General features: G+C 74.4%; 17 protein-coding genes. 11 read left to right on the top strand and 6 right to left on the bottom strand.

Going from position 1 to position 21,593, the window contains the following annotated elements; all coding sequences use genetic code 11:
* Nucleotides 1-255: 255 nt before the first annotated feature.
* Together IEY93_RS26150 and IEY93_RS26155 are read right to left on the bottom strand one after the other, a co-directional pair.
* On the bottom strand, nt 256-1,344 hold the full coding sequence (locus IEY93_RS26150; RefSeq protein WP_189165775.1) for a Gfo/Idh/MocA family protein: 1,089 nt from the start codon (nt 1,342-1,344) through the stop codon (nt 256-258).
* Nucleotides 1,329-2,033: a ThuA domain-containing protein gene (locus tag IEY93_RS26155; RefSeq protein WP_189165776.1), complete on the bottom strand. Its 705-nt coding sequence runs from the start codon at nt 2,031-2,033 to the stop codon at nt 1,329-1,331. The genes IEY93_RS26150 and IEY93_RS26155 overlap by 16 nt, the downstream gene beginning before the upstream one ends.
* Nucleotides 2,034-2,385: 352 nt before the next feature.
* On the opposite strand from IEY93_RS26155, the gene IEY93_RS26160 reads away from it, so the two are divergent.
* On the top strand, nt 2,386-2,604 hold the full coding sequence (locus IEY93_RS26160) for a hypothetical protein (RefSeq protein WP_189165777.1): 219 nt from the start codon (nt 2,386-2,388) through the stop codon (nt 2,602-2,604).
* 70 nt (nt 2,605-2,674) lie between these two features.
* On the opposite strand, the gene IEY93_RS26165 is transcribed toward IEY93_RS26160, so the two are convergent.
* Entirely contained in the window at nt 2,675-3,679 is a 1,005-nt protein-coding gene (locus tag IEY93_RS26165; RefSeq protein WP_189165778.1) for an alpha/beta fold hydrolase, read from the bottom strand.
* Nucleotides 3,680-4,018: 339 nt separating this feature from the next.
* The gene (locus tag IEY93_RS26170) at nt 4,019-5,656 is read right to left on the bottom strand and encodes a tannase/feruloyl esterase family alpha/beta hydrolase (RefSeq protein WP_189165779.1); all 1,638 of its coding nucleotides are present in this window, start codon (nt 5,654-5,656) and stop codon (nt 4,019-4,021) included.
* 430 nt (nt 5,657-6,086) lie between these two features.
* Between IEY93_RS26170 and IEY93_RS26175 the strand changes: the two genes are divergently transcribed.
* On the top strand, nt 6,087-8,810 hold the full coding sequence (locus tag IEY93_RS26175) for an AAA family ATPase (RefSeq protein ID WP_189165780.1): 2,724 nt from the start codon (nt 6,087-6,089) through the stop codon (nt 8,808-8,810).
* A gap of 81 nt (nt 8,811-8,891) precedes the next feature.
* Here IEY93_RS26175 and IEY93_RS26180 read toward each other — a convergent pair whose 3' ends face one another.
* Both IEY93_RS26180 and IEY93_RS26185 read right to left on the bottom strand, forming a co-directional pair.
* Nucleotides 8,892-9,323: an organic hydroperoxide resistance protein gene (locus tag IEY93_RS26180; protein ID WP_189165781.1), complete on the bottom strand. Its 432-nt coding sequence runs from the start codon at nt 9,321-9,323 to the stop codon at nt 8,892-8,894.
* A 120-nt stretch (nt 9,324-9,443) separates the two neighbouring features.
* A complete protein-coding gene (locus IEY93_RS26185; RefSeq protein ID WP_203968864.1) occupies nt 9,444-10,202 on the bottom strand; it encodes an AfsR/SARP family transcriptional regulator in 759 nt (252 codons plus the stop codon).
* Nucleotides 10,203-10,826: 624 nt separating this feature from the next.
* Here IEY93_RS26185 and IEY93_RS26190 point away from each other — a divergent pair.
* The 9 genes from IEY93_RS26190 to IEY93_RS26230 all read left to right on the top strand — a co-directional run bounded on the left by IEY93_RS26190 (nt 10,827) and on the right by IEY93_RS26230 (nt 21,560).
* Nucleotides 10,827-12,473, top strand: a complete 1,647-nt coding sequence (locus IEY93_RS26190) for a BTAD domain-containing putative transcriptional regulator (protein WP_373291504.1) — start codon at nt 10,827-10,829, stop codon at nt 12,471-12,473.
* Nucleotides 12,474-12,791: 318 nt separating this feature from the next.
* The gene (locus IEY93_RS26195; protein ID WP_203968860.1) at nt 12,792-14,132 is read left to right on the top strand and encodes an ROK family transcriptional regulator; all 1,341 of its coding nucleotides are present in this window, start codon (nt 12,792-12,794) and stop codon (nt 14,130-14,132) included.
* 493 nt (nt 14,133-14,625) lie between these two features.
* Nucleotides 14,626-15,777: an inositol-3-phosphate synthase gene (locus tag IEY93_RS26200; protein ID WP_189165783.1), complete on the top strand. Its 1,152-nt coding sequence runs from the start codon at nt 14,626-14,628 to the stop codon at nt 15,775-15,777.
* A 52-nt stretch (nt 15,778-15,829) separates the two neighbouring features.
* On the top strand, nt 15,830-16,711 hold the full coding sequence (locus tag IEY93_RS26205; RefSeq protein WP_203968900.1) for an SCO3242 family prenyltransferase: 882 nt from the start codon (nt 15,830-15,832) through the stop codon (nt 16,709-16,711).
* Entirely contained in the window at nt 16,708-17,565 is an 858-nt protein-coding gene (locus IEY93_RS26210) for a sugar phosphate isomerase/epimerase family protein (RefSeq protein ID WP_189165785.1), read from the top strand. Before IEY93_RS26205 ends, IEY93_RS26210 begins: the two co-directional genes overlap by 4 nt.
* Nucleotides 17,562-18,194, top strand: coding sequence for an EboA domain-containing protein (locus tag IEY93_RS26215; RefSeq protein ID WP_229691488.1), 633 nt, complete (start codon nt 17,562-17,564; stop codon nt 18,192-18,194). The genes IEY93_RS26210 and IEY93_RS26215 overlap by 4 nt, the downstream gene beginning before the upstream one ends.
* Nucleotides 18,194-19,045 (top strand): TatD family hydrolase, encoded by an 852-nt coding sequence (locus tag IEY93_RS26220; protein WP_189165786.1) that lies wholly within the window; start codon nt 18,194-18,196, stop codon nt 19,043-19,045. The genes IEY93_RS26215 and IEY93_RS26220 overlap by 1 nt, the downstream gene beginning before the upstream one ends.
* Nucleotides 19,045-20,172, top strand: a complete 1,128-nt coding sequence (gene eboE / locus IEY93_RS26225; RefSeq protein ID WP_189165787.1) for a metabolite traffic protein EboE — start codon at nt 19,045-19,047, stop codon at nt 20,170-20,172. Before IEY93_RS26220 ends, eboE begins: the two co-directional genes overlap by 1 nt.
* Nucleotides 20,169-21,560, top strand: coding sequence for an alkaline phosphatase family protein (locus IEY93_RS26230; RefSeq protein WP_189165788.1), 1,392 nt, complete (start codon nt 20,169-20,171; stop codon nt 21,558-21,560). Before eboE ends, IEY93_RS26230 begins: the two co-directional genes overlap by 4 nt.
* Nucleotides 21,561-21,593: the final 33 nt, after the last annotated feature.

Raw genomic sequence — 21,593 nt, forward strand, 5'->3', positions numbered from 1 at the left:
TCCGGCGGCCCGGAAACGCCGGCACGAAAAAAAGCTTTTTCCGACATAGGCCGAAATAGCGCGCTATCGGCACTCCCGCCGGATCGCGGGCGCACCGCAGGTGGGGGTACGCGCGGCGGGCCGGTGTGTCGCACGGCCGCCCCGCCGCCGGAGGGCGGGCGGGGCGGCCGCCGGTGATGCGGCGGGGGTGCCGAAGGTGTCAGCGGCGCCGGGGACGCCCACCCGGCCGGCGGGAGGACGGCCGAGGCGTGCGGCTCACGCCCCGGCGGGCGCGGTCACCGGCTCGGGCCGTTCGCACATGCTCGTGATGGTCAGCGCCGTCCCGGAGTGCGCGGAGGACAGCAGTGACTCCATGATCTCGAGCACGTGGTACGCCAGCGCCCCGCCCGCCCGGGGCTCCCGCCCCGCCGGGGTCGTGGCGAAGTCGGCCAGGCCCACTCCGCGTCCGGCCCCGGGGTGACCGGCCGAGGCCGGCAGGGTCTCCCACTCGTCCTCGCCCACCTTCGCCAGCCGTACGGGCCCGTCGAAGTAGTTCGGGTCGGGGACGACGAGCGAGCCCCGCTCGCCGTGCACCTCGATGTTGGGCGCGCGGGTGGCCGCCCCCTCGAAGCCCATCACCAGCGTGGACAGCACCCCGGACTCGTGCACCAGCACACCGGTGACGTAGGTGTCCACGGTGACCGGGATCTCCTCGCCGAGGCGCGGGCCCGAGGCGATCGTCCGCTTGGCGCGCGTGCGGCTGGCGGCGCCGATGACCGTCCGCACCGGCCCGAGCAGGGTGACCAGGCTGGTGACGTAGTACGGCCCCATGTCCATGAGAGGACCCCCGCCGGGGGCGTAGTAGAAGTCGGGGTTGGGGTGCCAGCGTTCGTGCCCCGGCGTCATCATGGTCGCGGTCGCCGCCACCGGCCTGCCGATCAGGCCGTCGTCGATCGCCTTGCGCGCGGTCTGCGTGCCGGTGCCCAGCACCGTGTCCGGCGCGCAGCCCACCCGGACCCCGGCGGCGGCCGCCGCGCGCAGCACCCCCGCGGCCGCGTCGGTGGTCGGCGCGAGCGGCTTCTCGCAGTAGACGTCCTTGCCGGCCGCGATGGCCTGCAACGCGATCTCGGCGTGCGCGGCGGGGATGGTCAGGTTGAGCACGACGTCGATGCGCGGATCGGCCATGAGCCCGGCCACCGTCAGCACCTCGACGCCAGCGTACGGCCGCACCGCCTCCCTCGCGCGGTCGGGATCCAGGTCGGCCACGGCGACCAGCCGCAGCTCCGGCAGCCGCTCGATGGTCTGGGCGTACTGCGCGAAGATGACCCCGCAGCCGACGACGCCGACGTTCATCGGCTGGCCCACAGCATTCCCCTCTCGATGATGGTGCGCACGCTGTCATGGCGCAGGACGTCGAGGCTGTGCCCCGGAGTCGTGACGAAGATCTTCCCGCTGCCCCACCTGCGGGTCCAGATCGCCGGCGAGGTGACCTCCCGGTGCCAGGGGTCGAACGAGCGGACCTTCTGCGTGGTGGTGGCCAGCACGTCGTTGTACTCGTCGGTCAGCACCCAGTACTGCTCGGTCACCAGGTCGAAGTCGGCGATGCCCTCCGTGATGGGGTGCGCGGCGGCCTCGGGCAGCATGGTGATGGTGTGCGGGATGAAGTTGTCGGCGGGCGAGCCGTCCCGCTCGGCCGGGTCCTTGCCGGGATGGCAGGCGAACTGCCCGCCGATGAGGTGCAGGTAATCGGAGGAGGCGCGGAAGGAGTCGGCGATGCCGCCGTGCCAGCCGGCCATGCCGGTGCCCGCCCGGATCGCGGCCGCAAGCCCGCGCAGCTCCTCCGGCTCGATCGTGCCCATGGTGTAGCACTGCACGACGAGGTCGACACCGGACATGAAGGAGTCGTCCGCGTACGGCGCGGGGGAGTCCGCCAGGTGCACCTCGAATCCGTGCTTCTCCAGGAACGGAACGAACAGGTCGGTGGCCGCCACAGGGACGTGCCCTTCCCAGCCGCCCCGGACCACCAGAGCCCTGCGGCCGTCATCGCTTGTCATACATTCACCAATCGCTAAACGACAAACGACTCCAATATTCACATTTCACGCCCGGTGTCACCAGTGGATCATCCATCCGGTGAGACATCGCCGGCGCCAGTCCCTTGACGCGGCCAGGGGTGGCCTCGCGCCCCCGCAGGTCGCGGGCCGGATGTACCTTTCACGCTCCGCGCGCCGCACCGCGGCATCGGCCGTGCTCACCTCCGCCTCCGCACGCGACCAGGACGGCGCATCTGGGCGTCGGCGATAGCGCGTGTCATAGTGCGGATGCCGGTCACCCGGTCGTGCGCCGGCCGGCCGTCAGCGGGTTCTCCGCGAAGGCGTCTCTCGTGCGTTCCCCAGGAGGGATCGGATGCGCAAGGTACGGGCCCTACTCGTCTCCGCCGCTCTGACCACAGGCGTGCTGCTGTCGATGACCTCGTCCCCGGCCCAGGCGGAGAGCATCAGGTACGTCTACTACTACCAGTCCGACTGCTACAACGGCGGGAACCTCGGCATCCAGTGGGGCTGGTGGACCTCCTTCCACTGCGACTGGAACTCCGCCAGTGACAGGTGGTACCTCTGGGCCTGACCCCGGCCGTCCGGCGGACAGGCTCGGCCCCCCACGGCCGGCCCGTCCGCCGCCGGGTTCCCGGGCGTGGTCAGAGGCGGTCCGCGTCGATGACGGCCTCGGCGAACGCGCGCGGGGCCTCCTGCGGGACGTTGTGGCCGACCCCGCGCAGGGCCCGGTGCTCGTACGCCCCGGTGAACCGGTCACGGTAGCCGGATCCGTTCCCGGCGGGGGTGAACGGGTCCAGTTCGGCATCGATGGTGATCGTGGGCACCGCGATCTTCGGAGCCCCGGCGAGCCGCCGCTCGACGTCGTCGTAGCGGGGCTCGCCCTCGGCCAGGCTCAGCCGCCAGCGGTAGTTGTGGATCACGACGGGCACCCAGTCGGGGTTGGTGAACGACGCCGCCGTGCGCTCGAACGTGGCGTCGTCGAACTTCCAGGTCGGCGAGACGGTCTTCCACAGCAGCCGGACGAACTCGTCGCGATACCGTTCCAGGCCGAGCCGGCCTCTCTCGGTGGCGAAGTAGTACTGGTACCACCAGGCGTATTCGGCCTGCGGCGGCAGCGGCTCCTTGTTCTTCGCCAGGTCGGTGATCAGATAGCCGCTCACCGAGACGAGGGCCTTGCAGCGTCCCGGCCAGAGCGCGGCGATGATGTCCGCCGTCCGCGACCCCCAGTCGAAGCCGGCGATGACGGCCTTCTCGATCATGAGCGCGTCCATCAGCGCGAGGATGTCGAGCGCGACCGCCGCCTGCTGGCCGTTGCGGAACGTCCGGTCCGACAGGAACCGCGTCGTGCCGTGCCCGCGCAGGTAGGGCACGATGACGCGGTACCCGCGCGCCGCCAGCAGCGGCGCCACGGCCCCGAAGCTCTGGATGTCGTACGGGAACCCGTGCAGCAGGATGACCACGGGGCCGCGGGACGGGCCCGACTCGGCGTAGCCGACGTTCAGCACGCCGGCCTTGACCTGCTTCAGCGTGTGCGCCGGGAAGTGGGCGGAGCCCGATGCCGGCGCGGACGCCGAGGCGGGGGCCGCGGGGAGCGCCGCCGCGGCCGTCCCCGCGAGCACCAGTCTGGAGAACGTACGCCTGTCCACGAGATGAACCTTCCGGGTCGGAGAAGAGGAGTCGCTTCCCTGGCTCGGGAAGCGGGACGAGTGCACCGCCGGGCGGTGCGGCCCGCGGGCCCGTCACCGGCCGGCGGTGACCGTGCCGGGCAGGCGTCCGCTCCGTCGCGATCGCGCCGCGGGGATGTGACCGGCCGGCCTGGGTGCCCGCCGTCATGCGTACGGCCAGAATGGCAGCTCCGTCTGTACGAACCGTATACGTCACATCGACGCGGGCTCGGCCGCGGTGCCGGGCGGGGCGGGTATGGGGACGCCGTCCGGGCCGGCGGGTGAGGGTCGGCCCGGACGGCGCAGGTGAAGGTCTCGCCGTCAGTGGCGCGCGCAGCGGTAGCTGGAGGCGACCGCCGGGTCACCGTGACCGGTGTACCGCGAGACCTGCGGGAGCGGGCACAGGTCGCGGGACCTTGCGCCGTCGGCCGTCTTGGCGGCCAGGGTGGCCGGTGCCTTGCCCTTCTCCACCCAGTTCACCAGCGCGCCCAGCGCGTCCGTGGGAGCCGCGCCGGAGCCGCCGCCGCAGTGCTCCACGCCGGGGGCGAGGAACAGACGGTAGAAGTCGTTCACCCGCCGCGCGCCGCCCATCTCGCGCTCGACCCGATCGCGGTAGTACAGCGTGCCGCCGGGCGGGATCAGCTGGTCGTCGGTGCCCACGAAGGTGAGCAGCTTCCCGCCGGTGCGGCGGAACGCCGACAGGTCCGGGTCGGAGGTGCCGATGACGTCGTCGAACCGCTTCACCGAGCGGCGGAACAGATCCGCGAACTCGCTGTAGGTGATCTTCGAGGTGTCGAACCCGGGCTGCTGCTTCAGGAAGGTCTGCACCCATCCCACGGCCACCGGGAAGCCGGGCGCCGACAGGTTACCGTCGTCGTCGGCCTTGGTGCCGGCCAGCCACGACGGGTCGGCCCCCTTCGGCAGTCCCGGCCACAGGCTCCGGCCGCGTTCGTCGACCGGCCCGGCCCAGATCTTGCGCATGACCGCCGCGTCGGCGGCCGTCACGGTGATCTCCTTGCCCTCGCAGGCCACCTTGGTGCCCACCATGGTGCGCGGGTCGTAGCCGCACCGGTCGGGCTGGTCGATGATCCCGTCGGTGACGCCGTCGCGCGGGTCGCAGGCCTTGATCGCGGCCTTACGGAACGCGTCGAGGACGCAGTTGCTCAGGAAAGTCTTCTCCTGGTTCATCACGATCTGCGGCCAGAGTGTGGCGACCGCGAACTGTGTCCACTGCACGGCCGGGGCGTTGGCCAGGATGCCGTCGAAGTCCTTGGGGTACTTCTGCGCCTCGGCGTACCCCTGGCGCCCGCCGGTCGAGCAGCCGTTCCAGTACGCGTACGAGACCGTCCGGTTGTAGAACCTCTTGGTCACCTCCTTGCCGATCTGGGCCGACTCGTGCACCGAGCGGGTGGCGAAGTTGGTCAGCAGGGGCTTGTTGATCTCGCCGCCGGAGGTCAGGGCCCAGGTGGTGTCGAGGCCCGTCAGGGGCACGCCGGCGTCGGTGGTGACGCCGCTGTAGCCGTCCTTGACGGCCTGGACCAGCGGTGCGCCGAAGTCACCGGCGGCGTAGGCGCTCCCGCCCACGCCCTGCAGGCGGCCCGTCCACCCGGTCTCCGGCATCGCCACCGCGACCTTGACGTGGTCGCCGGCGCCCGGGTGAGTGAGGGTGACGGTCATCTCGCAGTACGGCGGCACGTCCTTGATGGGAGGGGGAGCCGAGAACGGTGTGGCGGGGAAGGTGATCGTGCCACCCGCGTGATGCTCCGCGCGCACCGACTCGATCTTCGCGCCCGCCGGAGCGGAGACGGGAACCGAGGAACACGCCGCGGCGGCGCCGGCCGCCCGCGCCGTCACATCGGCGGGCCCGGCCCCCGTCGCCGCGCCGGCCGCGGTGGCCGTCAGAGGGATCAGCGCGGCGAGCGGCAGGGCGGCCGCCATCAATTTCGCTGTTCGTAGCATCAGCTTCCTTTTCAGTGTTTCGCGGTCAGGCTCGCTCTCCGGCGGATGAATCACGGAAGAGCCGGTATCGGCGAGTGCGCCAGGGAGCGCCGCCTGCGCGAAGTGAGGATCATCGGGCCGCGAGGTGGACACGCGCCCGAGCGGGGCGGCGTTCGGGGGAGGGCGTTCCCCTCCCGAGGTCCTTCTCGGCGAACCGCGGTGAATCTATCGCGAGCCGCCGCTATTCCGATCGACAGCGCATTGACGAACCCAGATATACATTTCGCATATGTCATGACGCCTCCGAGTGCGGCCATCGGGGCCGGTAGTGGCCCGGCCTCCGCCGCGCGGCCGGGCGGTGGCCCACCTGGGCATTCCGCCCGTTATGGTCGTAATGACGACACATCGCGGCCGGGGGAGAAAGGCCGCGGACATCGAGGGGGGCCGAGCCATGCCGCTTTTCGGGCGGGACGCCGAGCGGGAGGTTCTGGACCGGTTCATCGGCCGGCCGGAGGACGGCGCCGGCCTCCTCATCCACGGCGAGGCGGGCATCGGGAAGTCCGCGCTCGTCGCGGAGGCCGTCCGCGCGGCGTCGGACGCCGGCCTGCGCGTGCTGACGGCGACCGGCGTGGAGGCCGAACAGAACCTCCCCTACGCCGGGCTGCACCAGCTGCTGTACCCCGTCCGGGCCGGGCTGGACGCGCTTCCGCACCCGCAGCGGGACGCCCTGCGCGGCGCGCTCGGTCTCGCCGACGCCGCCGGCCCCAGTGCCTACCTCGTCGGCCTGGCCGCGCTGTCCCTGCTGGCCGAGGAGGCCGCCGCCCGGCCGCTGCTGGTCGTCGCCGAGGACGCGCAGTGGCTCGACGGCGCCAGCGCCGACGTCCTCGCCTTCGTGGCGCGCCGCATCGACTCCGAGCCCATCGCCCTGATCGCGACCCTCCGGGAAGGTGAGCGCTCGCCCCTGTGCGACGCCGGGCTCACACCGATGCCCCTCGACCGGCTCTCCGGCGAGGACGCCGCCGGACTTCTGGACTCGATCGCCCCGCGTCTCGCCCCGGAGACCCGGGCGAGGCTGCTGCGGGAGGCCGCCGGCAACCCCTTGGCGCTGACCGAGCTGCCGGCGGCCGCGGGAGACCTCGGCGACCTCGACCCGGTGCCACCGCTGAACGATCGCCTGGAACGCGCGTTCACCGCCCGGGTCGCCGCCCTGCCGGCACCGGCCCGTACCGCCCTGCTGGTCGCGGCGCTCAACCAGAGCGACTCGGCCGCCGAGGTGCTCGCGGCCACCGGCCTCGTCTCCGGATCGGCGGCCGAGCCGGAGATCCTGACCCCGGCCGTCGAGGCCCGGCTGATCGAGCCCGTCGCCGGCGCGGTGACGTTCCGCCATCCCCTGATGCGCTCGGCCATCCCGGCGGCCTCGCCGCCCGCCGAGTGCCGGCGCGCCCACCTGGCGCTCGCCGAGACCCTGCGCGACCAGCCGGACCGGCGGGCCTGGCACCGGGCCGCCGCGACGGCCGGCACCGACGAGGACGTGGCGGCCGAGCTCGACCATGCCGCCGACCGGGCCCGGCACCGGGGCGCGGTCGCCGCCGCCGTCGCGGCGCTCGAACAGGCCGCCCGGCTGAGCGAGACGCAGGACCGGCTGGCGCTCAGGCTGCTGCGCGCGGCAGAGCTCGCGATCGAGTCGGGCCGCCGCGACACCGCCGAGCGGCTGGTGCGCGACGCGCAGGCGCTCGGGCTCCCGCCGCGCCGGCGCGCCACCGCGAGCTGGCTGCTCAGCGTCTTCGAAGACGGGGTGCGCGAGGACGTCTCGCGGGTCGCGGAGCTGGCCGAGCTGGCCGGATCGGTCGCCGCCGACGGGCACATCGAACCCGCCGTGCGCATCCTGTGGGGTGCCGCCATGCGCTGCTTCTGGTGCGAACCCGGCCCGCGGGCCCGCCGCTCGCTGCTGGAGGTGGCCGACCAGCTGCCCGTGCCCGCCGATGACCCGCGCCTGGTCGCGGTCTCCGCCTACGTCGCACCGTTCGAACGGGCCGCCACCGTGCTCGACGGGCTGCGCCGGCTGGCCGCGGTCACCGGCGCCGACCCGGAGACCGACCGCTTCCTGGGCAGCGCGTCCCTGCAGGTGGGGGCGTTCGATCTGGCGGCCCGATTCTCCACGGCGGCCGCCCCCGGGCTGCGCGCCCAGGGCCGGCTCGGCCAGCTTCCCCGGGCGCTGGCGGTCCAGGCGTGGAGCCTGACCCGGCTCGGCGACCTGGCCGCGGCCCGGCCGGCCGCCGCTGAGGCCGCCAAGCTCGCGCAGGAGACCGGCCAGCCGTTCATGTACGGGCTGGCCAAGGCCGTCCAGGCCGAGATCGCCGCGCTGAGAGGCGACCACCAGGAGGCCGGGATCCTCGCCGATGAGGCCGAACGGATCGGGCTCGCCGCCTGCGCCCGCCCGGTGCTGGCCACCGTCCGGCTCGCCCGCGGGCTCACCGCTCTGAGCGAGGGACGGTTCGACGACGCGTTCGCCGAGCTCAGCCGCATGCTCGACCCCGCCGACCCCGCCTACCAGCTCGCCCTGCGCGCCTACTGCCTCGCGGAGCTCACCGAGGCCGCCGTGCGCGCCGGGCGGGCCGCCGCCATGCGGGACGTTCTGCGCGAGATGGAGGCGCTGGCCGTGGTCTCGCCGTCACCGGCGCTGCACATCGGGCTGCGGTACGCGCGCGCCGTGCTCGCGCCGAGCGAGGAGGCGGAGCCGCTCTTCACCGCAGCGCTGCGCGCCGACCTGACCGGATGGCCCGCCGAACGCGGCCGCCTCCATCTGGCGTACGGCGAATGGCTGCGGCGGCAGCGCCGGGTGGTGGAGTCCCGGGCGCACCTGCGCACGGCCAGGGAGACCTTCGACGCGCTCGGCCTGGCCGCCTGGAGCGAGCGGGCGCGGCGGGAGTTGCGCAGCGCGGGGGAGTCCAGCCCGAACCGCGGCCCGGACGCGCGGGAGAAGCTGACCGCGCACGAGCTGAGCATCGCCCAGCTCGCCGCCGAGGGGCTGACCAACCGGGAGATCGGCCAGCGGCTGTACCTGTCGCACCGGACCGTCGGCACCCACCTGCACCGGATCTTCCCCAAGCTGGGGGTCAGCTCCCGCGCCGATCTGGCCCGGACGCTCCAGACCCGCGAGGAGACGCCCGCGTGATGAGGCCTCGCGGCGGCCGGCGGGACACGGCAGGGCCCGCCACCGTCCGCGGGTGGCGGGCCCTGCCGGGCCTTCTCCAGGTCAGGCCACGGTAGCGTCGAGGGTGACCTCGATGTTGCCGCGGGTCGCCTTGGAGTACGGGCAGAGCAGATGCGCGCCCTGGACCAGCTCGTCGGCGGTGGCCTGGTCGATGCCGGAGGCCTCCAGGTGCAGGACGGCGCTCAGCGTGAAGTCGTTCGTCTCGGAGTCGTGGTGCAAGGTGACCTCCGCGATGACGGCGAGGTCGTGCGCCGTCACCTTCCGCGCGCTCGCCACCCGCCGCACGGCGCCGACGAAGCAGGACGCCCATCCTGCGGCGAACAGCTGCTCGGGGTTGGTGCCGTCGCCGGCGCCGCCGAACGCCTTGGGCACGGCGAGGGTGACGTCGAGCATGCCGTCGTCGGAGGTCGCCCGTCCTCCGTTGCGGCCCTCCGCGGTGGAGGTGGCGACCGCGGTGTAGGTGATCTCGGACATGGTCTTCCCGCTCATTTCATCTCGGGGCCGGCAAGGTGAGATCACCGTAGGGACCAGCGCCGGGGCCCGGCGTCCGTCGGATGACGTCATGCGCGTACGTCATGGGCGCGGTGGAGTGGTTCACACGAGCGAGGCCGTGCTGATCCGCGCGTACATCCGGCGCAGGCCGGGGCCGGGGCGCAGGCCCAGATCGTCGTCCAGCAGCCGGGCGACGCGCTCGTAGGCGGCCAGTGCCTCCCGCCGGTGCCCGGCGCGGTCATGGGCGCAGATCAGCAGCTCCCACAGCCGCTCGCGATAGGGCTCCGCCGCGGTCGCGCGGGTCAGCTGGTCGATCGCCTCGCCGTACTCGCCCTGCTCGATGTCCAGGGCCCAGCGCTCCTCCATCGCCGAGGCGCGCAGCCGCTCCAGCCAGGCGCGGCGGCCGTCGAAGAAGGCCCCGCCCAGCCCGTCGAGCGCCGGCCCCCGCCACAGCGCGAGTGCCCCGCGCAGCGACCGCGAGGCCTCGGCGATCCTCCCCTGGGCGCGAGCCTGCCGCGCGGCGGCGGTGGCCCTGCGGAACGCCGTCACGTCGACCGTGCCGGAGCCGGTGACCAGCCGGTAGCCGCGGCCCGCCGCACTGATCTCCGCCGCGCCGCCCGGCCCGGGCGCGGCATTCTCGGAGAGCACCCGGCGCAGGCGGGAGACGTAGGTGCGGGTGGTCAGCACGGCGCTGCGCGGTGCCCGCGGGCCCCACAGCGCACCGACGATCTCCTCGATCGGGACCTGGCGCCCCTCGCCCAGCAGCAGCAGGGCGAGCACGCCCCGCTGCTGCGGGGACCCCGGCTCCAGCTCCTCCCCGCCGCGCCGGACCGTGATCGGGCCCAGCAGCCCGAAACTCATCCCGGCCATGATGTGGCCCCCCCTCTCGCCTGGCACACCCCCGTCGCCGGCTCCCCTGAACGCCGTGCCGGGGCGTGCGTCACCGGCCCGTGCCGGCGACGGGTGGCGGCCGTCGCCGGATCATCGGCCGGTCGTCCACTTTAGGTCGCCGGGTGTGCCCGCGCCCCGGCCGCCTCCACGGGCCGCGGAGTGACGTACACGCATGGCGTCACCCGACGCTCGCGGAGCCGGACCGGGCGTGCCTAGCGTTGCGACCTGGACCACTACGGACCGGCGGGCCGATCCCGCCGCAGGTCGAAGCGCGTGAAGGGAAACGTCACGACCGTGATCGAAAAGCCGGACGGGGGCTCGGCGCAGTACCGGTTCACCATCCTCGGGCCGCCCGGCCTGATCTGCGGGGACACCTGGCTCGATCTCGGCGGCCCGCAGCAGCAGGCCGTCCTGATGCTGCTGCTGGCCAACGGCGGCGGTTTCGTGCGGATCGGTGAACTGATCGACGGACTGTGGGGCGACCAGGCGCCGGCCACCGGTGAGGCCGTCATCCGCACCTACGTCTCCCGCATCCGGCGGCTGCTGGCGGAGCACGGGCTCTGCGGGGCGATCAGCTCCCAGGCCGGGGGGTACATGCTCGACCCGTCGCCGTTCACCCTGGACGCCGAGGAGTTCGACGACCTGGTCGAAGCCGCCCGGCAGGAGCGCGCGGACGGGCATCTCGCCGCGGCCGCCGAGCACCTGGAGCGGGCGCTCGGCCTGTGGAGGGGCACGGCGCTGGCCGGCGTCCCGGGCGAGGCCGCCGAGCGTGAGCGGTCGCGGCTGGAGCGGCTGAGACTGGTCGCCGCCCAGGAGTCGCTATGGCTCCGCCTGGAACTGGGGGAGCACACCGAGGTGGCCGCGGAGGTCCCCCTGCTCATCGAGCAGAACCGGCTGGAAGAGCCGCTGTACGAGATCCAGCTTCTCGCCCTGTGCCGCGGCGGCAGGCGGGCGGAGGCCCTGGAGGTGTACCGGATGGTCTACGACCTGCTGGGCAAGGAGCTCGGGGTCGGTCCGGGCCCGCGGCTGCGGGCCGTCCACGAGAAGATCCTGCTGGCCGACGGGGACCTCGACGACGAGCTCGCCCTCGTCCCGCCCGCCGAGCGGCCGGCGCGGCGATCGGCGGACGCGGGGGAGTCTCCGCAGGAGGAGGCGGCGGACGCCGCGGAGTCCCCGGAGGAGCCGGACCCGGACCCGGCCGAACCGGCCGGCGCGTGGCTGGAACGCCATCTCGATCGAGGGTTCATCGGGAGGCGCGGCGAGCGCGCCGCGTTCCGGGACCTGCTGGAGGGAGCCGGCGGCGCGGGCCCGCGCCTGCTGTTCGTCCGCGGCCCCGCCGGCGCCGGCAAGTCGACGCTGCTGCGCAAACTCGCCGACGACGCCACCACCGCGGGCCGGCGGGTGCGGCACCTGCGCGCCCCGGGGCTCGCGGACGCGCGCGAGCGTCTCGAGCGGTTCGCCGCGGAGCTGTCGGGGGCCGCGGGTCCGGTGCTGCTCATCGACGCCGTCGAGGAGCTGGAGCATCTCGAACCGTGGCTGCGCGAGGAGTACCTCTGGCGGTTGCCGGGCGGCACGATCATCGTGCTGGCCGGCCGGAACGGGCCGAGCGCCGCGTGGCTCACCGACCCTGCCTGGTCGGGGACGATCACGGTGCGGCGCATCGAGGACCTCACCGCCGCGGAGTCCACCGCGCTGCTGGAAGCCCGCGGTGTCGATCCCGCGCTGGTGCCCTCCATCGTGGACTTCGCCGCCGGCAACCCGTTCGCCCTGTCGCTCGCCGCCGAGGTCGCCAGGAGCATGGCGGCCACCGGGCGGCCGTCGCGCCGTGACGCCGTGCGGTACGTGGTCGACACCGTGCTCGCGCGGCTTGCCGGTGACGCGCCGACGCCGGCGCACCGCTGGGCGCTGCACGTGTGCGCGCACGCGCGCCACACCACCGAGGACCTGCTCGGCGCGGTGGTGCCGGAGGGCCGGGCGGCGGAACTGTTCGACTGGCTCCGGGCGCATCCGGGGGTGGAGGCGACCACCTACGGCCTGGAGGTCAACGGTGTGCTGCGCGAGGCCCTCGACGACCACCTGCGCTGGCGGGACCCGGCCGGGTACGAGCGGATGCGCCACCGGATCCGCCGCCACGTCATGGACGAGGTGCTGATATGGCGGGATGACCACCTGGAGGAGGAGCTGTGGGGCGACCGGCGGCCCGGCCTGTTCCTCCGCCGGGACGTGCCCGCCTCGCGCTGACCCGGCCACGGTGGCCGGAGGGTCAGGCGTCCGGCGGCGTCGCAGCGGCGAACCGGCGCTGCGACGCACATGAAGAGGCGACCGGTCCAGCGGTTTCGCTTCAGGAGTAATCGGTCGATTTCGTGATGCGCGAGATGTCCCGCTTTGCACACTTGGCGACAGTGGCGACTTGGCGCTCGGACGGAATCGACGCAGGTCAGGACACTATTCGTCGTTGTTATCAGAACGTTACATAAGTTGGACCCGCCTTCCCTCTTGTTTCCGCTGGATGTCAGCGCCTTTAATTCGGGCAACCACACGGATTAATTGAGGAGCGGCGTGAAGCACAGCAGGGCCGGCGGCCCCTCCAACGGCTCCACGAGCCGTGGTGGACCCGCGGGCTCCACGGGCTCCGCCGGCTCCAACGGTTCGGCGGGCTCCAACGGCTCCGCCGGTCTCCCGGCCCACCAGGCGGCGGTGCGCCGGTCCAATCTGGCCCTGGTGCTGCGCCACGTCAGCGAGCACGGCCCGTGCTCCCGCTCCGCCGTCGCGCTCGGGACCGGGCTGAACAAGACCACCGTGACCAGCCTGGTGAACGAGCTGAGGGCCCGCGGCCTGGTCAAGGAGGCCGGCCCGCAGTACGCCGGGTCGGTCGGCCGCCCGGGTCTCGCCCTGGTCCTGGACGGCTCCCGGGTCGGCGCTCTGGGCGTGGAGGTCAACGTCGACTACCTCGCGGCCTTCGCCACCGACCTCGCCGGCCGGGTGCTCATCGACCGGCGCCTCGGCTTCGACGCCACCGGGTCCGGCCCCGGACGCTCGCTGGACGAGCTGGCCCGCGTGGTCGAGCGGGCCGTGGCCGATCTCGACCGGCTGGGCGTCCGCCCGGCCGGGATCACGGTGGCCGTCCCCGGGCTGATCGACACGATCGCCGGGACCGTGGTCACCGCCCCCAACCTCGGCTGGCGCGAGGTGGCGGTCGCCGAGCGGCTGTCGCGCGCCGGCATCCCCGCGGACCTTCCCATCGGAGTGGACAACGACGCCAATCTCGCCGCCCTCGCGGAGTACACCTCCGGCGTCGCGGCGGGCACGGCCGACCTGGTCTACCTCACCGGAGAGGTGGGCATCGGCGGCGGGGTCATCTCCGGCGGCCGGTTGCTGAGCGGCGCGGACGGCTTCGCCGGCGAGGTCGGCCATGTCATGGTCGACCCGTCCGGCGAGCGGTGCGGGTGCGGCCGCATCGGCTGCTGGGAGACCAAGGTCGGGCTCGCCGCGCTGGAGCGCATGGTCGCGCCGGACGAGGTGCCCGCAGCCCCGTTCGCCGCCCGCGACCCGGAGGAGCGGCTGGCCGGCATCGAGCGGCTGCTCGCCACCGGCGACCCGCGGGTCGAGGCGGCGGTCGCCGAAGTGGGCCGGTGGCTCGGCCTCGGGGCCGCCATGCTGGTCAACCTGTTCAACCCGCGGGTGGTCGTGCTCGGCGGCTACTTCGCCAGGCTCGCCGACCGGCTGATCCCCGTCGCCCACGAGGAGCTCAGGCGCATGAGCATGGGCGGCGCGGACCGCTGCCGCTTCGCCGCCTCCGACCTCGGCTACGGCGCCGCCGCGCGCGGAGCGGCGGGCGTGGTCGTCGAGCGGACGCTGTCCGACCCCATGGCCATCGCGTACCTGCACCCCCCACCATGAAGGAGCGAAGACGGCGGAGCCGCGCGGACCTCGCATCCGGCACCGCACCCACCCCTTTCGGTCCGAACGTCCCCGTCCCACCGAACCGCCCTCGTCCCGTCGAATCGCTCCCGTCCCTCCGAGAGCGCCCTCGTTCCGCCCGCTCGCCCCGGACGTGCCCGCCCGGCCGTCCCGCCGGCACCGTCCGGCACCTTCACCCGGCCCCGGGTGCGGCGCGCGCCGGGCGGCGAGCACCAAGCCCTCCCCGTCCACGAGAGAACGTCCCGCCCGCCTGGCGGCCGTCCGGAGCCGCGCAGGTGCCGTCAACGCCGATCGCGGTGCCGTCGCGGCTGTGCCGACCGGCGCCACCAGGCGGGCGGGCACCCTCTCCCAAGCCGATCCCGGCCGGCCGCACTCCCCGAGGGCCGGGCCGGCGGCACCCCCGTCGCCTGTCGGCCGGAGAACCCCCGCGCGGCCGCGCGTCCGGCACCCCCGAATGAAAGAGAGAAACCAGATGAGTACGGGACTGTGGCTCATCGGAGCCCGTGGCTCCGTGGCCGTGACCAGCATGGTCGGCGCGCTCGCGGTGCGGGCGGGCCTGGCCGGCCCGGCCGGGTGCGTCCTTGAGTCGCCCGCGCTGCGAGACCGCGTCCGGCCCGGCATCGGCGACCTGGTCTTCGGCGGCCACGACGTCTCCCCGCTCCCGCTGGACAAGAAGGCCGCCGCCCTGGCCGACGCCGGTGTCGTCCCGGCCCGGCTCGTCGAGGCACTGCGCGGCGAGCTGGCCGCCGTCGAGCAGGAGGTGCGGCCGCTGCCCGAGGCGGCCACCCAGGCCGAGGTGGCACGGGCCATCGCCGCCGACCTCGACGCCTTCCGCCGCCGGCACGACCTGGAGCGGATCGTGGTGGTCAACGTGGCGAGCACCGAGCCCGTCCCGCCCGCCCACCCCGCGCACGCCGGCCTGGACGCGCTGCGTGCCGCGCTGGACGAGCCCGGCGCGGTGCTGCCGTCCAGCGCGCTGGTCGCCTACGCCGCCCTGGACGCCGGCTGCCCGTACGTCGACTTCACCCCGTCGACCGGCGCCCGGCTGCCCGCCCTGGACGAGCTCGCCCGCGAGCGGCGGCTGCCCTACGCCGGCAGCGACGGCAAGACCGGCGAGACGCTGGTCAAGTCGGTGCTCGCCCCGATGTTCGCCCAGCGCAACCTCACGGTGCGCAGCTGGTCGGGCATCAACCTGCTCGGCGGCGGCGACGGCGCCAACCTCGCCGAGCCGGGCGCCAACGCCGCCAAGGCCGCCAGCAAGCAACGCGTGCTGGCCGAGACGCTCGGCTACACCCCGCAGGGCGACACCCGCATCGACTACGTGGAGGACCTCGGCGACTTCAAGACCGCCTGGGACCTGGTCACCTTCGAGGGCTTCCTGGGCACCCGCATGCGCATGGAGTTCAGCTGGCACGGCTGCGACTCCGCCCTGGCCGCCCCGCTCATCCTCGACCTGGCCAGGCTGGCCGCGGCCGCCCACCGGGCCGGGCGCGCCGGGCCGCTGACCGAGCTGGCCTTCTTCTTCAAGGACCCGATCGGGCAGGTCCCGCACGCGCTCGCCGACCAGTGGCGGACGCTGTGCGAGTTCGTCGCCGCCCTCGGCGCGGAAGACGCGTCCCGATGACGGCCCGGTGTGCCACGGCCGCCGCGGCGCGGGCCGGAAGGGGGCGGCGGTGATCGCGCTCCGCGACCTGCTCGACCTCGTCCGGGCGCCGGCCGCGCTGTCGGTGCCCGGCGACGTGCTCGCCGGCGCGGCGGCCGGGCGGGCGCTCGGCCCGCGCACCGCCGGCCTGGCCTGCTCGTCGGTCTGTCTCTACTGGGCGGGGATGGCCGCCAACGACTGGGCCGACCGCGGCCTCGACGCCGTCGAGCGCCCCGAGCGTCCCATCCCCTCCGGGCGCGTGTCACCGGGCGGGGCCCTCGCGGTGGCCGCCGGGCTCACCGCCGCGGGCCTGGCGGCGGCGGGCCTGGCCGGCGGCCGGCGCGCGCTGGCCGTCGCCGTGCCGCTGGCCGCCGCCGTCTGGTCCTACGACCTGGTGGCCAAGAAGACCCCGGCCGGGCCGCTCGTGATGGCGCTGTGCCGCGGTCTCGACGTGCTGCTGGGCGCCAGCCCCGGCCGCTCGATCGCCGGGGCGCTGCCCGCCGCGCTCACCGTCGCCGCCCACACCTACCTGCTCACGGCGCTGTCCCGCCACGAGGTGACCGGCACCAGCCGCGGCCTGCCCGCGGCCACCCTGGCCGGCACGGTCGCGGTCGCCGCGTCCGCGGGCCGCCCCCCGGCGGGCACGACCCTCGGCAAGGGCGGCCTGGAACCGCAGGCGGTCGCGCCCGCGGCCCTCGCCGCGTGGTACGCCGCGCAGTTCGGCGCCACCCAGGCCCGCGCCTGCGCCGACCCGTCGGCCCCGCGGGTCCGCGAGACCGTCGTCAGCGGCATCGTGAGCCTGCCCGCCCTGCAGGCGGCGCTCGCCGCGCGGGCCGGCGCCCCCCGCACCGGGCTCGCCCTCGCCGCGGCGGTCCCGCTGGCCCGCCGCCTGGCCAGAAAGCTGTCCCCGACATGATCAGATTCGGCTACGGCACCAACGGCTTCGCCAACCACCGCCTGACCGACGCCCTGGAGGTCATCGCCGGCCTCGGCTACACCGGAGTGGCGCTGACCCTCGACCACAGCCACCTCGACCCGTACGCCGACGGGCTGGGACGGCGAGTGGCGGCGGTCGCCGACCTGCTGCGCACCCTCGGGCTGGCGGTGGTCGTCGAGACCGGGGCCCGCTACCTGCTCGACCCGCGCCGCAAGCACGCCCCGACACTGCTCGACGACGACCGCGACGTACGGGTGGACTTCCTGCGCAGGGCCATCGCCATCGGCGCCGACCTGGGCGCCGAGGCGGTGTCGTTCTGGTCCGGGGTGCGTCCGGCCCACGTGGAGCCGGACCTCGCCTGGCGGCGGCTGACCGACGGGTGCGCCGAGGTCGCCGGCACCGCGCGGGAGGCCGGGGTGCCGCTGGGCTTCGAACCCGAGCCGGGCATGCTCGTGGAGACCATCGCCGGCTGGCGGGAACTGCACCAGGCCATCGGCGCGCCGGACGGCTTCGGCATCACCCTGGACATCGGCCACCTGCGCTGCAACGAGCCCGAGCCGGTGCCCGCCTGCGTGGCGGCCGTCGCCGGGCACCTGGTCAACGTCCAGATCGACGACATGCGGCGCGGCACGCACGAGCACCTGGAGTTCGGCGAGGGCGAGATCGACTTCCCGCCGGTGCTGCGCGCGCTCGCCGACGCCGGCTACCAGGGCCTGGTCGCCGTCGAACTGCCCCGCCACTCGCACGCCGCCCCCGCCGTGGCGGCCCGTTCGATCGACTTCCTGCGCGCGGCCGAGAAGGACGCGTCCAGGACGGAAGGGAGCCCGTCGTGAGTCCGAACGGAAGCCGGCCCGCCGTGGCGCCGGCGGAGCTGCTGCGCGCCGCGCTGCGGGACACACCGCAAGGGGAGTGGGTGCAGGACGCGCTCGCCGCCGCGGCCGAGCGGCCCGAGACGGCCGGCCGGTCGTTCGCCCAGGCCGGCCGCCGCGCCGGCCGGGCGCCACTGCCGGACGTCCCCGGCTGGACCGCCGACGAGGCGGCGCGGGCGCTGCTGCTGGCCGCGCTGCCCCCCGGCCGGGCCGCGGCCGAGGCCGAGACGCTGTACCGCTACGGCGACGCCGACGAGAAGCGCGCCGTGCTCAAGGCCCTGCCGATGCTCGACATCGGCGACGAGGCGCTGCCGCTGCTGCACGACGCGATCCGCACGAACGACACCCGCCTGGTGGCGGCCGCGCTCGGCCCGTACGCCCGCCACCTCGACCAGGCCGCCTGGCGGCAGGCGGTGCTCAAGTGCGTCTTCATGGGCGTGCCGCTCGCCGTCGTGGACCGGCTGGACGAGCGGGCCGACCAGGAGCTCGCGGCCATGCTCGCCGCCTTCGCCGCCGAGCGCGCGGCGGCCGCACGCCCCACACCCCCCGACGCCGCCGCCCTGCTCGGCCGGCTGACCGGCAAGGAAGCCTGATGCGCATCTTCGACCCGCACATCCACATGACCTCGCGCACCACCGACGACTACGCGCGAATGGCCGCCGCGGGCGTCCGGGCCCTCGTGGAACCCGCCTTCTGGCTGGGACAGCCCCGCACCAACCCCGGCTCGTTCACCGACTACTTCGACTCGCTCATCGGCTGGGAGCCCTACCGCGCCGCGCAGTTCGGCATCGTCCACCACGCCACCATCGCGCTGAACCCCAAGGAGGCCAACGACCCGCGCTGCCGGCCCGTGCTCGACCTGCTGCCGCGCTACCTGGACAAGGACCGCGTCGTCGCGGTCGGCGAGATCGGCTACGACTCGATGACCCCCGAGGAGGACGACGCCTTCGAACGGCAGCTCGCCCTGGCCGTCGAGCACGAACTGCCCGCGCTCGTGCACACCCCGCACCGCGACAAGGCCCACGGCACCCGGCGCACGCTGGAGGTCGTCGCGGCCTCCGGCATCGACCCCGGACGCGTCGCCGTCGACCACCTCAACGAGGTCACCGTCGGGATCGTCCGCGAATCCGGATGCTGGATGGGCTTCTCCATCTACCCCGAGACCAAGATGTCCCCGCCGCGCATGGTCGAGATCCTGCGCGAGCACGGGCCGGAGCGGATGCTGGTCAACTCCGCCGCCGACTGGGGCCACTCCGACCCGCTGCTCACCCTGGAGACCGCCCAGGCCATGCTGGCCGCCGGGTTCACCGAGGACGACGTGGACCGCGTGCTGTGGCGCAACCCCGTGGAGTTCTACGGCCAGTCCGGGCGCCTGGACCTGACCCCGGCCGGCGCGGGTGAGGAGACCTTCGCCGGCAGCTCCATCAAGCGCGGCGGCTCCTGATGCGGCTCCACCACCCGTCGGGGGACCGGCTGCATCTGAGCTACTGCACCAACGTGCACCCGGCGCAGGACCTCGACGGCATCATCGCCCAGTTCGACACCTACGCGGTGCCGATCCTCGAGCGGCTCGGCACCGATGTCCTCGGGCTCGGGCTCTGGCTGGCCGCGCCGGTCGCCGCCGCCCTGGCCGCCGACCCGGCGCCGCGCCGCAGGCTCCGCCGCGAGCTGGACGCGCGGGGCCTGGAGGTGGTGACCCTCAACGGCTTCCCCTACCGTTCGTTCCAGGACCCGGTGGTCAAACACGCGGTGTACCACCCCGACTGGACGACGCCCGAGCGGCTCGCCTACACCCTGGACCTGGCGCGCGTCCTGGCCGACCTGCTGCCCGATGACGCGGCCCGCGGCTCGGTGTCCACCCTGCCGCTCGCCTGGCGCGACCCCTGGGACGCCGGCATGGCCGGCCGGGCCGCGCGCAATCTCGACGAGCTCGCCGCCGGGCTGGCCGCCGTCGAGTCCGGCACCGGGCGGACCGTGCGGGTGGCGTTCGAACCCGAACCCGGCTGCGTCGTGGAGACCACCGAGCAGGCGATCACCCACCTGGCGGACGCCGACCACGACCGGCTCGGCGTCTGCCTGGACCTCGCCCACCTCGCCTGCGCCTGGGAACGGCCCGCGGACGCGCTGCGCGCGCTGCGCCGCGCCGGCCTGCCGGTCGTCAAGGTGCAGGTCTCGGCCGCCCTGGAGACCGCCGAGCCCGAGGCCCTGCGCGAGTACGCCGAGCCGCGCTTCCTGCACCAGACGCGCACCGCCGGCGGCGCGTCCGCCGACGACCTGGACGAGGCGCTCGACCGGCGGCTGCCCGCGCCGTGGCGGGTGCACTACCACGTACCACTGCACGTCGCGCCGTCCCCACCCCTCGCGGCGACCACTCCGCTGCTGCGCGAGGCGCTGGCCGAACTCGCCGGCGGTCCCGAGCCCTTGTGCGACCACTTCGACGTCGAGACCTACACCTGGGGCGTGCTGCCCCCCGCACTGCGCCCGGCGACCCCGGAGCAGCTCGCCGCCGGCATCGCCGACGAGCTGGCCTTCGCCCGCGCCGAACTTCACCACCTGGGAGTTAAAGCATGACATCGTTGCTGGTCCTGGACGTCGTGGGCCTGACCCCGAGGCTGCTGGCCCACATGCCGCGGCTGCGCGCCGTCGCCGCCGGGGGCTTCCAGGCGGAGCTCGGCACGGTCCTGCCCGCGGTCACCTGCTCGGTGCAGTCGACCTTCCTCACCGGCGAGCTCCCCACCGGGCACGGCGTCGTCGGCAACGGCTGGTACTTCCGCGACCTCGGCGAGGTCCTGCTGTGGCGCCAGCACAACGCCCTCGTCGAGGGGGACAAGCTGTGGCACGCCGCCCGGCGCGCCCGGCCGGGGTACACGGTGGCCAACGTGTGCTGGTGGTACGCCATGGGCGCCGACGTCGACTGGACGGTCACCCCGCGGCCGATCTACCACGCCGACGGGCGCAAGGACCCCGACTGCTACACCTACCCCCCGGAGCTGCACGACGACCTCACCTCGGCCCTCGGCACGTTCCCCCTGTTCACCTACTGGGGGCCGGGCGCGGGCATCGCCTCCTCCACCTGGATCTGCCGCGCCACCGAGCGGATCATGGCCGAGCAGAACCCCGACCTGACCCTGGCCTACATCCCGCACCTGGACTACGACCTGCAGCGGTACGGCCCGTCCGACCCGCGCTCGGCCGCGTCCGCCGCCGAGCTCGACGGCGTGCTGGCGCCCCTGCTGGACGCCGCCGCGGCCCAGGGGCGGACCGTGGTGGTCCTGTCGGAGTACGGCATCACCGATGTGTCCCGTCCCGTCGACGTCAACCGGGCGCTGCGCGCCGAAGGGCTGCTGGAGGTGTACACCCAGGCCGGCATGGAGTACCTGGACCCGTGGACCTCCCGGGCGTTCGCGGTCGCCGACCACCAGGTGGCGCACGTGTACGTGGCCGACCCCGCCGATGTGCCGGCCGTCGCCAAGCTGTGCGCGGCCCTGCCCGGCGTCGGCGAGGTGCTCGACCAGGAGGGCAAGGCGGCACACGGCCTGGACCACCCCCGTTCGGGGGAGCTGGTGCTGCTCGCCGAACGTGACGCCTGGTTCACGTACTACTACTGGCTGGACGACGACCGCGCGCCCGACTTCGCGCGCCTGGTCGAGATCCACCGCAAGCCCGGCTACGACCCGGCCGAGCTCTTCTTCGACCCCGACGACCCGCTCGGCGCCAAGCGCCGGGCCGGGGTGGCGCTGCTGCGCAAGAAGCTCGGCATGCGCTATCTGATGAGCGTCGTCGGGCTGGACGCGGGAGCCCGCGCGGTGCGCGGCTCCCACGGGCTGCTTCCCGCGGACCCGGCCGACGCCCCCGTTCTGCTGTGCTCGGACCCGTCGGCCGCCCGCGACCGGTTCGAGGCGGTGGAGGTCAAGGACCTGCTGCTCCGCCTGGCGCTGCCGGACGATAACGGGTCCTGACGGCCGCGATCAACCATTTTTACGCGGAGTATC

This window comes from Sphaerisporangium melleum (assembly GCF_014646695.1).
Lineage (GTDB): Bacteria > Actinomycetota > Actinomycetes > Streptosporangiales > Streptosporangiaceae > Sphaerisporangium > Sphaerisporangium melleum.

Bases quoted from the DNA above. Each gene is read 5' to 3' on its own strand.
- eboE (WP_189165787.1), top strand. From the start codon at position 19,045: ATGCGGCTCCACCACCCGTCGGGGGACCGGCTGCATCTGAGCTACTGC.
- IEY93_RS26210 (WP_189165785.1), top strand. From the start codon at position 16,708: ATGATCAGATTCGGCTACGGCACCAACGGCTTCGCCAACCACCGCCTG.
- IEY93_RS26190 (WP_373291504.1), top strand. From the start codon at position 10,827: ATGCTCGACCCGTCGCCGTTCACCCTGGACGCCGAGGAGTTCGACGAC.
- IEY93_RS26170 (WP_189165779.1), bottom strand. From the start codon at position 5,656: ATGCTACGAACAGCGAAATTGATGGCGGCCGCCCTGCCGCTCGCCGCG.
- IEY93_RS26155 (WP_189165776.1), bottom strand. From the start codon at position 2,033: ATGACAAGCGATGACGGCCGCAGGGCTCTGGTGGTCCGGGGCGGCTGG.
- IEY93_RS26230 (WP_189165788.1), top strand. From the start codon at position 20,169: ATGACATCGTTGCTGGTCCTGGACGTCGTGGGCCTGACCCCGAGGCTG.
- IEY93_RS26220 (WP_189165786.1), top strand. From the start codon at position 18,194: ATGCGCATCTTCGACCCGCACATCCACATGACCTCGCGCACCACCGAC.
- IEY93_RS26180 (WP_189165781.1), bottom strand. From the start codon at position 9,323: ATGTCCGAGATCACCTACACCGCGGTCGCCACCTCCACCGCGGAGGGC.
- IEY93_RS26200 (WP_189165783.1), top strand. From the start codon at position 14,626: ATGAGTACGGGACTGTGGCTCATCGGAGCCCGTGGCTCCGTGGCCGTG.
- IEY93_RS26185 (WP_203968864.1), bottom strand. From the start codon at position 10,202: ATGAGTTTCGGGCTGCTGGGCCCGATCACGGTCCGGCGCGGCGGGGAG.
- IEY93_RS26160 (WP_189165777.1), top strand. From the start codon at position 2,386: ATGCGCAAGGTACGGGCCCTACTCGTCTCCGCCGCTCTGACCACAGGC.
- IEY93_RS26175 (WP_189165780.1), top strand. From the start codon at position 6,087: ATGCCGCTTTTCGGGCGGGACGCCGAGCGGGAGGTTCTGGACCGGTTC.